The 15,131-nt window shown below is 65.6% G+C and carries 13 protein-coding genes; 6 read left to right on the forward strand and 7 right to left on the reverse strand.

Annotation, left to right across the window (positions count from 1 at the left end; translation table 11 throughout):
* Positions 1-84: 84 nt before the first annotated feature.
* The 6 genes from ABIA96_RS03390 to ABIA96_RS03415 all read right to left on the reverse strand — a co-directional run bounded on the left by ABIA96_RS03390 (position 85) and on the right by ABIA96_RS03415 (position 4,201).
* Entirely contained in the window at positions 85-471 is a 387-nt protein-coding gene (locus tag ABIA96_RS03390; RefSeq protein ID WP_354135593.1) for a VOC family protein, read from the reverse strand.
* Between the two features lie 153 nt (positions 472-624).
* The gene (locus ABIA96_RS03395) at positions 625-1,395 is read right to left on the reverse strand and encodes a sulfite exporter TauE/SafE family protein (RefSeq protein ID WP_354135594.1); all 771 of its coding nucleotides are present in this window, start codon (positions 1,393-1,395) and stop codon (positions 625-627) included.
* On the reverse strand, positions 1,392-2,648 hold the full coding sequence (locus tag ABIA96_RS03400; protein WP_354135595.1) for a CCA tRNA nucleotidyltransferase: 1,257 nt from the start codon (positions 2,646-2,648) through the stop codon (positions 1,392-1,394). The genes ABIA96_RS03395 and ABIA96_RS03400 overlap by 4 nt, the downstream gene beginning before the upstream one ends.
* Before the next feature lie 10 nt (positions 2,649-2,658).
* Positions 2,659-2,922, reverse strand: a complete 264-nt coding sequence (locus tag ABIA96_RS03405) for a DUF6111 family protein (RefSeq protein WP_354135596.1) — start codon at positions 2,920-2,922, stop codon at positions 2,659-2,661.
* A complete protein-coding gene (locus tag ABIA96_RS03410) occupies positions 2,919-3,590 on the reverse strand; it encodes a CoA pyrophosphatase (protein ID WP_354135597.1) in 672 nt (223 codons plus the stop codon). The genes ABIA96_RS03405 and ABIA96_RS03410 overlap by 4 nt, the downstream gene beginning before the upstream one ends.
* A complete protein-coding gene (locus tag ABIA96_RS03415; RefSeq protein ID WP_354135598.1) occupies positions 3,587-4,201 on the reverse strand; it encodes a DUF1285 domain-containing protein in 615 nt (204 codons plus the stop codon). Before ABIA96_RS03415 ends, ABIA96_RS03410 begins: the two co-directional genes overlap by 4 nt.
* Positions 4,202-4,473: 272 nt before the next feature.
* Between ABIA96_RS03415 and ABIA96_RS03420 the strand changes: the two genes are divergently transcribed.
* The 6 genes from ABIA96_RS03420 to ABIA96_RS03445 all read left to right on the forward strand — a co-directional run bounded on the left by ABIA96_RS03420 (position 4,474) and on the right by ABIA96_RS03445 (position 14,322).
* A complete protein-coding gene (locus tag ABIA96_RS03420) occupies positions 4,474-5,472 on the forward strand; it encodes an AAA family ATPase (protein WP_354135599.1) in 999 nt (332 codons plus the stop codon).
* A complete protein-coding gene (locus tag ABIA96_RS03425; protein ID WP_354135600.1) occupies positions 5,472-6,416 on the forward strand; it encodes a DUF58 domain-containing protein in 945 nt (314 codons plus the stop codon). The genes ABIA96_RS03420 and ABIA96_RS03425 overlap by 1 nt, the downstream gene beginning before the upstream one ends.
* Complete coding sequence (locus ABIA96_RS03430) at positions 6,413-9,226, forward strand: DUF4159 domain-containing protein (RefSeq protein WP_354135601.1); 2,814 nt, start codon at positions 6,413-6,415, stop codon at positions 9,224-9,226. Before ABIA96_RS03425 ends, ABIA96_RS03430 begins: the two co-directional genes overlap by 4 nt.
* Positions 9,227-9,293: 67 nt before the next feature.
* Positions 9,294-11,357, forward strand: a complete 2,064-nt coding sequence (locus ABIA96_RS03435; RefSeq protein ID WP_354135602.1) for a hypothetical protein — start codon at positions 9,294-9,296, stop codon at positions 11,355-11,357.
* A 150-nt stretch (positions 11,358-11,507) separates the two neighbouring features.
* On the forward strand, positions 11,508-11,906 hold the full coding sequence (locus ABIA96_RS03440; protein ID WP_354135603.1) for a DUF2946 domain-containing protein: 399 nt from the start codon (positions 11,508-11,510) through the stop codon (positions 11,904-11,906).
* A gap of 148 nt (positions 11,907-12,054) precedes the next feature.
* Positions 12,055-14,322: a TonB-dependent receptor gene (locus ABIA96_RS03445; RefSeq protein WP_354135604.1), complete on the forward strand. Its 2,268-nt coding sequence runs from the start codon at positions 12,055-12,057 to the stop codon at positions 14,320-14,322.
* A gap of 38 nt (positions 14,323-14,360) precedes the next feature.
* On the opposite strand, the gene ABIA96_RS03450 is transcribed toward ABIA96_RS03445, so the two are convergent.
* Complete coding sequence (locus ABIA96_RS03450; RefSeq protein ID WP_354135605.1) at positions 14,361-15,113, reverse strand: haloacid dehalogenase type II; 753 nt, start codon at positions 15,111-15,113, stop codon at positions 14,361-14,363.
* Positions 15,114-15,131: the final 18 nt, after the last annotated feature.

Below are 15,131 nucleotides of genomic sequence, written 5' to 3' on the forward strand. Positions count from 1 at the left end.
CTCCTGAAAAGACTGACGACAGAAAAGGGCGGACGATCAACGATATTGTGCCAACCGTTTTCCTGCAACCTAGCCAGCCGCCCGTCAGGATCGAACCGGCTGCCCGATTCCAAGAAGGTTACCTTCGCTGTCGCGGAACCATGCGCCTCGCTCACCGATACCCTTGCTGGCGTAATTGCCGGTTATCTCGGCAATTCCGTCAATGGTCTTGAGGCCGGGAAGGTCATATTCCTCGAACCGAACGCCTCGCGCGCGAAGCTCGCGCACCGCGGCCTCGATGTCCTCAACTTCCCAGCCCATCTGCGTGTGCGTGCCAGATTGCGTTCCAGCCGAGATGAATATCGCAAACTCGCCACTTGCACAGACGTAGCGCAGTCCACCTTCGCGCTGTTCGACGGGGTCGAGCCCGAGCTTCTCGGAATAGAACGCCCGCGCCCGATCGAGGTCCTTGGCTGGAAGACGGGTAGCCACCTTCGCTTTCCCTAGCATCTTCTCTCCTTTCGAGTTCAACAAGAGTTAAGCGCGGCATGCCTGCATTCAAGCTCAATTCCGTCTTGACGCGCACCAGGGATTTCGGGCCATCCGTGGGTTTCGCGAAGGCTCAACCCACCTGCGGACCACCATCTACGCGATGAACTGCTTCGCCGCCGCCGAGATCATCACCAGCCCGCCGGTGATGACCGCGACGTCGAGGATCGCGGTGTGGATATGCACCGGCATCCGCTCGACGAAGGCCTTGGCCAGGAACGCGCCGGGGATCGCGATGCCGCCGATCAACAGTGCGAAGGCGAGCACCTGCGCGGTCACGGCGCCGGCCAAACCGAACACCGAGATCTTGATGAGGCCGGTGCCGAGCGAGATCATCGCATCGGTTGCGATCACGGCGGCGCCTTCGAGGCCCGCGGCCATCAGCAGCGAGAGCAGGATCACGCCGGAGCCTGACGTGCCGCCGACCAGGACACCGTAACCGACGGAGCCTGCGGCAAGGCCGGTGTCGCCGATCTTGACCTGACGGCGGCGAAGCACGCGGCGCAGCGGCACGCTGAGCATCAGCATGGTGCCGATCACCAGCGCCGCGCCAGAATTGGTGAGGCGCGTGTAGCCGTAGGCGCCGAGCGCGGTGGTCAGCGCCGCACAGGCCGTCACGACAGCTGCGCGGCGGCGGTCGGCGTAACGGAGATAGGCGATGGCGCGGCTCGAATTGGTGAAGAGCGCGGAGATCGCGATGATCGGCACCACCGGCTCGGCGCCGACCAGCGGCACCAGCACGAGTGGCATCAACGCGCCGGTGCCGTAGCCGGCGAGACCGCCGATGATCGAAGCAAACAACGCCATCAGCGCCACCAGTCCGAGCTGGAAGACCGAGATGTCGGCGAAGCCTGAGACGATGCTCAATTTTTCCTGTCGCGGCTGGTGCGTGCCGCAGCTTGATCGGCGATGGACGCGAGTGCGGCTTCGTCTAGTGGAAAATCCGCGGCAAGCCAAGCGTCCTCGGCGAGTGTCAACACATGTCCGAGTGCAGGGCCTTCCGCCAGCCCGCGCGCAATGAAGTCGGCGGCGCGAAGCGGGAATTTCGGCGCGGTCCAGCGCTGCGGCAATTCGGCGAGTTCGCGCCAGCGCGACAACGTCACGTCGCCACCGCTCCGTGCCCAGGCCAGCAACACACGATCGTGATAGCGCTCCACCCCGAGACGGTACAACAGCCGCCGCGCATTGGCCTCGTCCTTGGTGGGGAAGCGCCACCAGCGATGGCCCATCGAATCCAGCGCCTTGGCCTCCGCGTTGGACAACCTCATGCGCGCGGCGACACGCCTGGCGTCTTCGGTCACGGCCACTGTCAGCGCGGCAAGACGGCGCGTGCTGCCGGCCGGCAGGCCGAGCGCGCGCTCGATCGCGATCATGGTCGTCAGCGGACCGGTGTAAACCACGCCGCCGATCAGCGCTTGCAGCAATCCGGCATCGGCCATGGCGTGTGCGGCTTCGGATGCGCCGCCCGCCACCAGCAGCTTCAGCATCTCCATGCGCACCCGCTCGGCCGAGAGGCTCGCAAGGCCCGCGCGCCCGCGGATGCAGGCGAGATAGCCGTCGCGGTCGGGTTCGCCGGCGCCGAAGGCCGCATGGATGCGGAAGAAGCGCAGAATGCGTAAGTAATCCTCGGCAATGCGCTGGTCGGGCTCGCCGATGAAGCGTACGCGCCGCGCCTTCGCATCCGCGATGCCGCCGACATAGTCGTAGACCACGCCGTTCGCATCGACCGACAGGCCGTTCATGGTAAAATCGCGCCGCTCGGCGTCCTTCACCCAGTCGCGGCCGAAAACGACCTTGGCCTTGCGGCCGAAGGTCTCGGTGTCCTGGCGCAGCGTCGTGACTTCGTAAGGCGCGCCGTCGATGACGAGCGTGACGGTGCCGTGCTCGATGCCGGTCGGCACGCTCTTGATGCCGGCGCTTTTGGCGCGCCGCACCACCTCCTCGGGCCGCGCCGTGGTCGCGATATCAGTGTCGCCCGGCGGCAGGCCCAGCAGCGCGTTGCGGACGGTGCCGCCGACCACGCGCGCCTCCTCGCCATCCACGTTGAGCAGTTGCAGGACGCGCGCCGCCCCGCCTGAGGTGAGCCAGGGCGCATCGGCAAGGATCGGCTCTGCGCTCATCATCCGGCCCCTATTTTTCCGAGCCCGGCACGAGCTTGCCGTTCACGACATGGGCGGGAACGTAGGTCGAGTTCGGCGCGGCGCCGGAGAAATGCGCGAACCCGATCAACCCCGCGATCACGAGCACCAGCGCCGCCAGCATCAGGCGCGCGACGACGGTGGTCGGCCAGGACGATTGCACGAACACGCCGGACCGGGTCGCGGCCAGAAACAGCGCATAGACAGCAAAAGGGATGAGGAAGATTCCGATCTCGGTCAGCAACGGCCGGATCATGACGAATAGATCCGCTCATACAGCACACGCAGCATTCCGGCCGTCGCGCCCCAGATGTAGCGCTCCGCGAACGGCATCGCATAGTAAAACCGCTCCATGCCGCGGAATTCCTTGCTGTGCACCTGGTGGTTCGCCGGATTCATCAGGAAGGATAGCGGCACTTCGAACGCGTCATCAACCTCGGAATGGTTGATCGTGAGCTGAAAGCCCGGCCGCACCCTGGCCACCGTCGGCAGGATGCGGAAGCCGAACGCGGTGCCGTAGAGATCGAGATAGCCGATCGGATCGACGAAATCTCTGGACAGCCCGACCTCCTCCTCGGCCTCGCGCAACGCGGCGTCGAGCGGCGAGGAATCGGTCGCGTCGATCTTGCCGCCGGGAAAGGCGATCTGGCCGGCGTGATCGTTGAGATGCGCCGAGCGCTGCGTCAGCAGGATGGTCGGCTCGGGACGATCGACCACCGCGATCAGCACCGCTGCGGGACGCACCGGCTGCTCGCGCGCGACGATCTCGAGCATCTTGTCGGTGCCGGGATCGCCGGAGGCGGGGACGATATTCGGATCAAACAGCCCGGACGGCACCTCGAAGTCGAGCTTCGCTTTGGAGCGGGCGAAGAAATCCGCCGCGCGGAAAGCGACGGATTCGTTTTTGGGGATAGGCTTGTTCAAAGCGCGGCCCTCACCTGCTCCGCATCGGCCATGGCGAAAAATTCGCCGGCCGACTCGACGCCGAACATCGGCTGGCCATCGACCATCCGCTCCTCGCCCATGTCAACCAGATCGTAGTAGAGCGCGCGCGTGACCTTGGCCCAGAGATCGGCGCGCACGTGCAGATAGGGCGTCAGCCCGCCATCCTTGGCCTGTTCGAAACGGAGCCGATGCGCGGCGTCGCAGGTGACCCAATCGTCGACATTGGTGCGGAAGCTCAGCACGCGATGGTTGTCCTCGCCGTCCTTCTGCATCTCGACCGCCATGAAGGGCGCATCGTCGACGCGAATGCCGACTTTCTCCACAGGCGTCACGAGGAAATGCTTGTCGCCTTCGCGCTTCAGGATTGTCGAGAACAGGCGGACCAGCGGCGCGCGCCCGATTGGCGTGCCCATGTAGAACCAAGTACCATCGGAAGCGATTCGAATGTCGAGATCGCCGCAAAACGGCGGATTCCACAGATGCACCGGCGGCAGTCCTTTTTTGGCGCCTTCGGTATTGGCAGCACTTTTGGCGGCGGCAGTAGTCAGCCCCTCGAGACCGCGATCGGCGCTCTGCCCTTGGTTCGCCATGGTTTGCCCTGACTCTGTCATTTGGCACGATTGGTGCAGGTCTGACTTGTAAGTCTACGTTGTAAATCGGTACGAGGTTCCACCCCGGGTTAATCCGGTGTGGAGGTCGCCACTTCGTGATGCCCTACATAACCCTAAGCCGATAAGGTGGGGATAGGTTAATTCAACGAATACATGGCCTTCCTGCAAGCCTAGCATAGGGCCCATGATCCAGATTGAGCGATGATTTGACGACGCAAGAAAGCCGCGTGGCAGGCTTAAGGAGCTAACGGATGGCGGAAAGTGTCGAGAAGCTCGAAGACGGCATCGTCCGTTCGGCCGAGCAGGTGTCGAGCCAGGTTCGCGCAGCGAAAGAGGCGATCGCGTCGGTGATCTTCGGCCAGGATCGCGTGATCGAGAACACGCTGGTCACCATCCTCTCCGGCGGCCATGCGCTGCTGATCGGCGTGCCCGGCCTTGCCAAGACCAAGCTGGTCGAGACGCTCGGCGTCACGCTCGGTCTCGATGCGAAGCGCATCCAGTTCACGCCCGATCTGATGCCGTCGGACATTCTCGGCGCCGAAGTGCTCGACGAGAGCACCGCCGGCAAGCGCTCTTTCCGCTTCATCTCCGGCCCGGTGTTCGCGCAGCTGCTGATGGCCGACGAGATCAACCGCGCCAGCCCGCGCACGCAATCGGCGCTGCTGCAGGCGATGCAGGAGCAGCACATCACCGTCGCCGGTGCGCGCCACGATCTGCCGAAGCCGTTCCACGTGCTCGCGACGCAAAATCCGCTGGAGCAGGAAGGCACCTATCCGCTCCCCGAGGCGCAGCTCGATCGCTTTCTGATGGAGATCGACGTCGACTATCCCGATCGCGACGCCGAGCGCCGCATCCTGTTCGAGACCACCGGCGCCGAGGAGACGCTGGCGAAGGGATCGATGACTGTGGATGCGCTGATCACGGCGCAGCGGCTGGTGCGCCGCCTGCCGGTCGGCGATTCCGTGGTTGAAGCCATCCTCTCGCTGGTGCGCTCGGCGCGTCCGGGTCCGGACAGCGGCGAGACCGGCAAGTTCATCGCCTGGGGTCCGGGCCCGCGCGCCAGCCAATCGCTGATGCTGGCGGTGCGCGCCCGCGCACTGATCGACGGACGTCTGGCGCCCTCGATCGACGACGTGCTCGACCTCGCCGAGCCCATTTTGAAGCACCGCATGGCATTGACGTTCCAGGCACGTGCCGAAGGCCGCACGATTCCGGACGTGATCAAGCAGTTGAAGACGCGGATCGGTTGATGGCAGCAGAGACCGGGCACACAGCAAAGGAGATCATCGCGATCCGACGTGCCGATGGCGAAAGCCGTACGCTCGCCGCTTCGCTGCCGCGCCTGGTGCTCGAAGCCCGCCGCATCGCTGCCAACGTCATCCACGGCCTGCATGGCCGCCGCCGCGCCGGCTCCGGCGAAAATTTCTGGCAATACCGTCGCTTCGTGTCGGGCGAGCCGTCGCAGAATGTCGACTGGCGCCGTTCGGCGCGCGACGACCATCTCTATGTCCGCGAACTGGAATGGGAGGCGTCGCACACGGTCTGGATCTGGCCCGATCGCTCGCCATCGATGGCGTTTGCCTCGAAGACCGCGCGCGAGTCCAAGCTGGAGCGCACGTTGATCGTCGCCTTCGCGCTGGCCGAGTTGCTGGTTGCGGGCGGCGAGCGCGTCGGCATTCCCGGATTGATGGCGCCGACCGCCAGCCGCAGCGTCATCGACAAGATGGCGCAGGCGATGCTGCATGACGATGCCGACCGGCTGAGCCTGCCGCCGTCCTTCGTCCCATCGGCGCAGGCCGAGACGATCGTGCTGTCGGACTTCTGGTCACCGATCGCGGAGATCAGGACCACGCTCGCGGGCCTGTCCGGTTCCGGCGCGCATGGCACGCTGGTGCAGATCGTCGATCCCGCCGAGGAATCGTTTCCCTATTCGGGCCGGGTCGAGTTCGTCGAGCCCGAAGGCTTCGGCGTGATCACCGCCGGCCGCGCCGAGAGCTGGGCGCAGGATTACACCACACGGCTCGCGCTGCACCGCGACCAGATCCGCGCCGAGACCAACAGGCTCGACTGGCTGTTCACGACGCACGCGACCGACCGCTCGGCCGCCGAGCTGCTGCTGTTCCTCCATGCCGGCATGCAAGTGAGCAAGTCGGGCGCCCGCACCAATTCGATCAAGGCGGGGCCGGCCGCATGATGGGATTGCCGCTCGCTTTCACGGAACCGCTGCTCCTGGTCGGCCTCGTTAGCCTGCCCGTGCTGTGGTGGCTGTTGCGCGTGATGCCGCCACGGCCGCGCCGCATCGAATTTCCGCCGACCCGCCTGTTGTTCGACATCGCGCCAAAGGAAGAGACGCCGTCGCGGACGCCATGGTGGCTGACCGCGTTGCGGCTGCTCGCCGCAGCGCTGGTGATCTTCGCCGCCGCCGGCCCGATCTGGAATCCGCAAACGGGCCTTGCCGACAGCAAAGCCCCGCTGATGATCATGCTCGACGACGGCTGGAGTGCCGCATCGAACTGGGACGTCAGGATCAGGGCCGCCGACGAGCTGATCGCCAACGCCGACAACGACCGCCGCGCGATTGCCCTGGTGCCGTTGTCCGAGCCGAACCGCGACATCACGCTGATGCCGGCGGGCGCGGCGCGCGTTGCGCTGCGACAGATCGTGCCAAAGCCCTATTCGATCGAGCGCGTTGAAACCCTCACCGCCATCGATCGTTTCCTGAAGGCGACCGGCGATTGCGAGATCGCCTGGCTGTCTGACGGTGTCGACACCGGCCGCGGCGAAGAGTTCGTAGCTGGGCTCGGCAAGACCTTAGGGGATCGCAGCTTGACGGTGTTCGAAGGCGGCACCGCCTCCCCGCTGGCGCTGGTCGCGGCGGAAAACGCGGCGGCAAAGATGACGGTGAAGGTGCTGCGCACCGATAGCGGCATTGCCGCCGGCACGGTGCGGGCCCTGGACCAGAAGGCCTCGCCGATCGGCGAGGCGCGCTTCACGTTCGGGCTGCAGGACAAGGAAACCGAGGCGGCGTTCGACCTGCCGGTCGAACTGCGTAACGACATTGCGCGGCTCGAGATCTCCGGTGAGCGTTCGGCCGGCGCGGTGCAACTGCTCGACAAACGCTGGCGGCGACGCGCCATCGGCATCGTCTCGGGCGCAAGCAGCGAGACCGCGCAGCCGTTGCTGGCGCCGACGTTCTACCTGACGCGCGCGCTGGCGCCGTTCGCCGACGTGCGGCTGGCCGACAAGGGTTCGCCGCAGCAGGGCATCACGCAATTCCTCGACCAGAAGCTGCCGATGATCATCCTGGCCGACGTCGGCACCGTCGCGCCCGAATTGCGCGAGCGTCTCAACGCCTGGATCGACCAGGGCGGCGTGCTGGTGCGGTTTGCCGGCCCCCGGCTCGCGCAGGCCGACGACGATCTCGTTCCGGTCAAGTTGCGCAAGGGCGGACGCACGCTCGGCGGCAGCCTGACCTGGGAGAAGCCGCAGCACCTCGCGTCCTTCGCCGCCGACGGGCCATTTGCCGGCGTCGTCGTTCCCAAGGATGTCACCGTGAACCGGCAGGTTCTGGCCGAGCCCGATGCGGTGCTCGCCACCAAGAGCTGGGCCTCGCTCGAAGACGGCACGCCGCTCGTCACCGGCGAGCATCGCGGCAAGGGCGTTGTCAGCCTGTTCCATGTCAGCGCCGACATGCGCTGGTCGGATTTGCCGATGTCGGGCACCTTTGTCGAAATGCTGCGACGGGTGGTCGACATGTCCGGCTACACCTCCAAGCCCGGCGCCGGCGTTGCCGGCGAAGCCAGTACCGAGACGCTGGCGCCGCTGCGCATGCTCGACGGCTTCGGTGCCTTCGGGCCGCCGCCGGCCACCGCCAAGCCGCTGACGGCTGATTATCGCGACCGCGCCACGCCGGACCATCCGCCCGGCTTCTACGGTCCGGCAGAAGGACCGCTCGCCGTGAACACGCTCGCCCCCGCCGACCGCATCGCAGCCCTCAACACCGCCGGCCTGCGCGCCCGGCACGCCACCTACACCAATGCCGAGCCGCGCGATCTGCGTGGCTGGCTGCTGTCGATGTCGCTCGCGCTGTTTTTGGTGGACGCCATCATCGTCGCGCTGCTCGGCGGCGGTCTCGCCGCGCTGCTGCGCCGCCGCGCCGCGCCTGCCATGATCCTGCTCGGGTTCGTGCTCGCAGGCGTCGCCGTGCTTTCGCCGACGCCGTCACGCGCCGACAGCGCATCGGACGAGTTCGCGATGAAGTCGACGTCGCAGACCCGCCTCGCCTATGTCGTCACCGGCAATGCCGACGTCGATTCCATCGTCAAAGCCGGCCTGTCCGGCCTGACGCTGTTCCTGGCGCAGCGCACCGCGCTCGAAGCCGGCGATCCCGTCGGCGTCGATCCCGCGCATGACGAACTCGCCTTCTTCCCACTGATCTACTGGCCGATCGTGCCGGGCGCACCGAAGCCGCCGCAGGACGCCATCAACAAGATCGACGCCTATATGAAGCAGGGCGGGACCGTGATCTTCGACACCCGCGACGCGGTCGAGGCGCCGCCCGGCGATAACGGCGCATCGCAGACGCCAGGCATGCAGACACTGCGCGAGATCCTGTCCTCGCTCGACGTCCCCGAGTTGGAGCCGGTGCCGCGCGAGCACGTGCTGACCAAGACGTTCTATCTCCTGCGCGACTTCCCCGGCCGCTTCAACTCGGGCCAGACCTGGGTCGAAGCGCTGCCGCGCGAGGATGACGACGAGAGCGCGCAGAAGCCTGCGCGCGGCGGCGACGGCGTCTCGCCGATCATCATCACCTCCAACGACCTCGCGGGCGCCTGGGCGCTCCGTCCCGACGGCCAGCCGATGCTGCCGCTCACCCCCGGCGAGCCGCGTCAGCGCGAATTCGCCTACCGCGCCGGCGTCAACATCGTGATGTACACGCTGACCGGCAACTACAAGGCCGACCAGGTGCACGCGCCGGCTTTGATCGAACGGCTCGGGCAATGAGCATGGTCCGGAAAAGTGGACGCCGGTTTTCCGGCGAGATCATGCTCAAAACAAATAGAAGATCGACATGAACTACGGCATCGCTTTTACGCCGCTGGTCCCCGCGATCGTCCTCTGGATCGCGCTCGCTGCGATCGTGGTCATCGCGATCGTGCTGCTGCTGGCACGCGCCCGCGGCGCTGCCGTGCGCGTGGCTGCGCTGGCGCTGTTTTTGCTGGCGCTCGCCAATCCTTCCTTCACGCGCGAGGACCGCGATCCGCTCACGTCGGTCGCCGCTGTCGTCGTCGACAAGAGCCCGAGCCAGAATTTCGGCAAGCGCAACCAGGAAGCCGCCAAAGCGCAGGAAGCGCTGGTCGACAGCCTGAAGAAGATCAAGGGGCTGGAGGTGCGCGTCGTCGATGCCGGACAGGCCGACGGCGAGACCGACGGCACGCGATTGTTCGGTGCGCTGGCCTCGGCACTGTCGGACGTGCCGGTCGACCGCGTCGCCGGCGCGTTCCTGATCACCGACGGCCGCGTTCACGACATCCCGGCCAACGCCGCCGCGCTCGGCTTCCAGGCGCCGGTGCAGGCCCTGATCACCGGGCAGAAGGACGAGCGCGATCGCCGCATTGCGATCACGGCAGCACCGCGCTTCGGCATCGTCGGCCAGAACCAGACCATCACCTATAAGCTCGACGATCAGGGCGTCAGCAATGAGCGCGCCAAGGTCACGGTTCGCCGCGACGGCGAGGTCATCAACGAGCGCACGCTGTCGAGCGGCCAGACCGCCAGCGTCGACGTCGAGATCAAGCATGCCGGCTCGAACATCGTCGAAATCGAGGCCTCGCCGCTCGAGAAGGAATTGACCCCGGTGAACAACCGCGCCGTCGTTGCCATCGACGGCGTGCGCGACAAGCTGCGCGTGCTGCTGGTGTCCGGCGAGCCGCATTCCGGCGAACGCACCTGGCGCAACCTGTTGAAGTCCGACGCCAGCGTCGACCTCGTGCACTTCACCATTCTCCGCCCGCCGGAGAAGCAGGACGGCACGCCGATCAACGAATTGTCGCTGATCGCGTTTCCGACCCGCGAGCTGTTCCAGCAGAAGATCAACGAATTCCAGCTGATCATCTTCGACCGCTACGCCCGCCAGGGCGTGCTGCCGATCGCCTATTTCGACAACATCGCGCGCTATGTGCGCTCGGGCGGCGCCGTGCTGGTGTCGGCCGGGCCCGACTACGCCTCCAACACCAGCATCTGGCGCACGCCGCTGGATTCGGTGCTGCCGGCAGAGCCGGTGGGCGTAACGGAAAAGCCGTTCTACGCGCATTTGTCGGATATCGGCAAACGCCATCCGGTGACGCGCGGGCTGGAAGGCGCGGCGTTCGAGCCGCCGCACTGGAGCCGCTTCTTCCGCACCGTCGAGACCCGCAATTCGGTCAACCCGCCGGTAATGACGGGCGCGGACGGCAAGCCGCTGTTGTTCCTGACGCGCTTCGGCGAAGGCCGCGTCGCGCTGCTGCTGTCCGATCACATCTGGCTGTGGGCGCGCGGCTATGAGGGCGGCGGCCCGCATCTCGATCTGCTCAGGCGGATGTCGCACTGGCTGATGAAGCAGCCGGACCTTGATGAAGAAGCGCTGCGCCTCCAGGTGCAGGGCAAGGATCTCGTGGTGGTGCGCCAGACCATGGCGGACAGCGTCCAGCCGGTGAGCGTGACCTCGCCCTCCGGCATCTCGCATGATTTGACGCTCAGCCAAGGCGATCCCGGCGAGTGGCGCGCGACCCTGCCGGCCAGTGAGCTTGGCCTATGGCAAGCCACTGACGGCACGCTGAAGGCGCTGATCAATGTCGGCCCGACCAATCCGAAGGAGTTTTCGGAAGTCACCTCTACCACCGAAACCCTGAAGCCGCTGACACAGGCCACCGGCGGCAGCGCCGTGCGAATCGCGGATGGCGGCAGCGTCGAGCTGCCGCGCATCGTCCCGGTGCGCTCGGCGAGCGTCTTTTCAGGCGACGGCTGGATGGGCGTTCGGATGCGCGATGCCAGTGTCGTGAAGGGTGTCGGCGTGCTGCCGATCTTCGCCGGCCTGATCGGGCTGCTCTTGCTGCTCGGCGCGTTCGCTGCGACCTGGCTGCGCGAAGGGCGCTGACCTTCCTAGTTGCCCGGACGACACATTTAGCAACGGCGGGCGGGGGCCGTCGCGGCGACGGTTGACATCCCTTCCTCCTTCGGGCGATGTTACATTATAACATCGCGAGATCAGGAGATGATCCCTCGCGATGTGGGGTGGCGTTTTGAGATGAAGTGGTTCCGCTCGAATATCAGGCACGGTGCCCGGCTCGCGTTGTTCGCGGTGCTGGTGCAGTTCGCGCTGACATTCGGTCACAGCCATTGGTTCGCCGAGGCTGCGCCTCTTGCGCAGTCTCAACTGGCCGACAGCGCCAAGACCGTCGCATCGCCCGACCGCGCGGCAGTCCAGAAGCAGTCTCCGGCAAAGCCCGACCGCGAACAGCCGGGCGACGACAATTGCGCGATCTGCGCATTGGTCGCGATGGCCGGCACGGTCACGTTCGCGACGCCGCCTCTGCTCTTGCTGCCGCAGGCGGTCGAACTGCTCTACCGCACCACCGACGCCGAATTCATCCATCTGGAATCGGCCCGCACCGCGTTCCAGCCGCGCGCCCCTCCCGCCTCCTGATCCCCGTCGATTGAGCTGCCTTCGATATCGGCCGTCTGTTTAAGCCGATGCGCAAGGCTATCGAAATTGATCCGTCGCGTGTCGACGGCGCGTGCCGCCTGCAAGTGCTCTGAATGAGCGCGGCGGTGCGCGATCGGAAATCAGGACAATGCTGTCTTCAAAAGCAATATTGGCGGGCTCGAGCCTCGCCGCACTTACGCTGTTCTATCCCGGCGGCAGCGCCATGGCGCAGACCGCCGGCACGGTCACGACGCTGCCCAGTGTCGAAGTCGATGCACCCAAGCAGACGCAGGCGCCCCGCCGCCCCAAGGTTCGCGTCGCCGTCGCCAAGCGACGTGCGACGCCGCAAGCGCGGCCACAGACCGAGGCCCCGGCTGCCGTCGAGGGCCCGAGCGACCGGCTCGACGCGGCGCGCCAAAGCGTTCTTCCGCCCGGCGGGGCCACGGCCCACACGCTCAATCGCCAGGCGATCGAGGCGCTGCCCCAGGGCACCAATGCCTCGCTGGACAAGGTGCTGCTGCAATTCCCCGGCGTCACCCAGGATTCGGCGGCGAGCGGCGACCTGCATATCCGCAACGAGCACGCCAATCTGCAATATCGCATCAACGGCGTCATGCTTCCCGACGGCGTCGGCGCGTTCGGGCAGATCCTCGACACCGGCATCGTCGGCAGCCTCAGCCTGCTCACCGGCGCGCTGCCGGCGCAGTACGGCCAGCGAACCGCCGGCGTGCTGGACATCCAGACCAAGGCCGACGCCTTCAACAATTCCGGCGTGGTCGGCGTCTATGGCGGCAGCAACGGCACCATCTCGACCAATGTGGAATATGGCGGGACGGCCGGCCAGACCCAGTACTTCCTGTCGGGCCGCTTCCTCCAGAACAATCTCGGCATCGAAAACCCGACCCCGTCGGTGAACGCGATTCACGACCGCACCAACCAGGAGAAGGGATTTCTCTATCTCTCCACGATGATCGATCCGACCAGCCGCCTCACCTTCATGAGCGGCGTGTCAAATTCGACGTTCCAGATTCCGAATAATCCCGGGCAGACGCCTGCTAACACGGCGTTCGGGGTCTCGAATTTCGACTCGTCCAGGCTGAACGAGCACCAGAACGAGTTCAACCAGTTCAACGTCGCCTCCTACCAGACATCGAACGGCGAGTTCGACACGCAGACCTCCTACTTCAATCGCACCAGCCAGCTGCACTTCTATCCCGACCCGGTCGGCGATCTCGTCTTCAACGGCGCGTCCTCGGACGTCTACCGCCAGAGCGTGGTCAACGGCATCCAGCAGGACACCGCCTGGCGCATCGGCTATGCGCACACGCTGCGCTTCGGCCTATCGGTGAGTGCGGAGCGCACTCTCGTCAACAGCGGGACAACCGTGCTGCCCCTGGCCGATCCCGCCGACCCGAGTGCGGGCACGATCGACGCGCCGTTCTCGGTGTTCGATTCCAGCGCCAAGACCGGCTGGCTGATCGGGACCTACGTCCAGGATGAATGGAAGATCACCAACAATCTGACGCTGAACGCCGGCCTGCGCTTCGACCAGATGTATCAATATGTCGACGCGAACCAGCTCAGCCCGCGCGTCAGCCTGACCTGGAAACCATTCGACGGCACCACGTTCCACGCCGGCTATGCGCGCAACTTCACCCCGCCATCGCAAGTGATCGCCGCCCCCGTCAATCTCGCGCTGGTGACTCCGCCCGGCGCGCCGGCCAACACGCAGACGCCGGAGGTCGGACAAAATAGTCCGGTGCTGCCGGAGCGGTCGCACGTGTTCGACGTCGGCGTGACGCAGAAGGTCTATCCAATTCCCGGCCTCGAAGTCGGCGCCGACGCCTATTACAAGAAGGCGCGCGACCTGCTCGACGACGGCCAGTTCGGCGCGGCCTATGTGCTGAGCGGCTTCAACTACGATCGCGGCGAGAATGTCGGTGTCGAGCTGAAGTCGACCTATCGCAACGGCAATTTCAGCGCCTACGCCAACCTCGCCTGGGCGAAGCAGATCGCGTCCAACGTGGTCTCGAATCAGTATCTGTTCGCTGCGGATGAGCTCGCCTATATCTCGGGCCATTATGTCTACACCGACCACGCGCAGATGCTGTCGGCATCGGCCGGCGCCTCCTATCTCTGGGAGGGAACGCGCTACAGCGTGTCGATGATCTACGGCAGCGGCCTGCGCTCGGGCTTCGCCAATACGGATCATCTGCCAGGCTACACGCAGGTGAATTTCGGCCTGTCGCACGACTTCAACATCGTCGCGCCGAACAAGCCGACGACGGTGCGCTTCGACGTGGTCAACGCGTTCGACACGATCTACCAGATCCGCGACGGCTCCGGCATCGGCGTGTTCGCCCCGCAATACGGCCCGCGACGCGGCTTCTATTTCGGCGTCTCGCAGCGGTTCTAGCAGAGGCCTGGTCGGGGCTTGCGCGCCCCGACGCACGGCTAGCTCGAAAGAAAGTGCACCAAATCAATCATGCCCTGCCCCTCACCATCCGGACTGGCGTCCAGCTGTTCGCGTGGTTGCTTCTGCCGATTGACCCAAAAAGTGGGATAGCCGAACAGCTTCGCGCCGGAGGCATCCCAGCCGGCGAAGGCGGCAAAGAGGACTTCTTCGCGTTTCAGGGCGAAGGCATCGACGCCCATCTGATAGGCGCGCGGGTCGGGCTTGTAGGCCCGAACCGCATCCGTGCTCAGCTGAAATTCGAAGAGGCCTTCGAGCCCTGCCGCGCGAATATTGGCGTCGAGCATCGCGGGCGAGAAATTGCTCAGAAATGCTAATCGTATGCCGTTGTCCTTCAGCATGGACAAGGCGGGCAATACGTCGGGCCAGACCGTCATTCCAAGATAGGCCTCGACCAGCGTACTTCTCTTGACGCCGGTCAATTCAATATCGAGCGACTTGCAGGCGAACACCAGGGCGTCATCGGTGACGCCGAGAAAGTCGCAATAATGTCCGGTCATGGTGCGGAGCCATGTGTACTCGAACTGCTTTGTTCGCCAGACCTTTGACAGCTCAGCGCCCTGCCCGGGAAACAGGTTCTCGGCCAGAGCGAAGATCGGACGCGGATCGAAGATCGGAAAGCCGTCGAACGCGATCGCCTTGATCGGCGCGCGAACGCCCTGGGAAGCCTTCGCAATCCCGGATGCGGCCGTCAGCGACGTGATGGCGAGAAGTTGGCGGCGGCTAAGGGACATCGGAGCGTTCTCATACGG

The sequence above is a fragment of the Bradyrhizobium sp. LB11.1 genome (assembly GCF_040549385.1).
Lineage (GTDB): Bacteria > Pseudomonadota > Alphaproteobacteria > Rhizobiales > Xanthobacteraceae > Bradyrhizobium.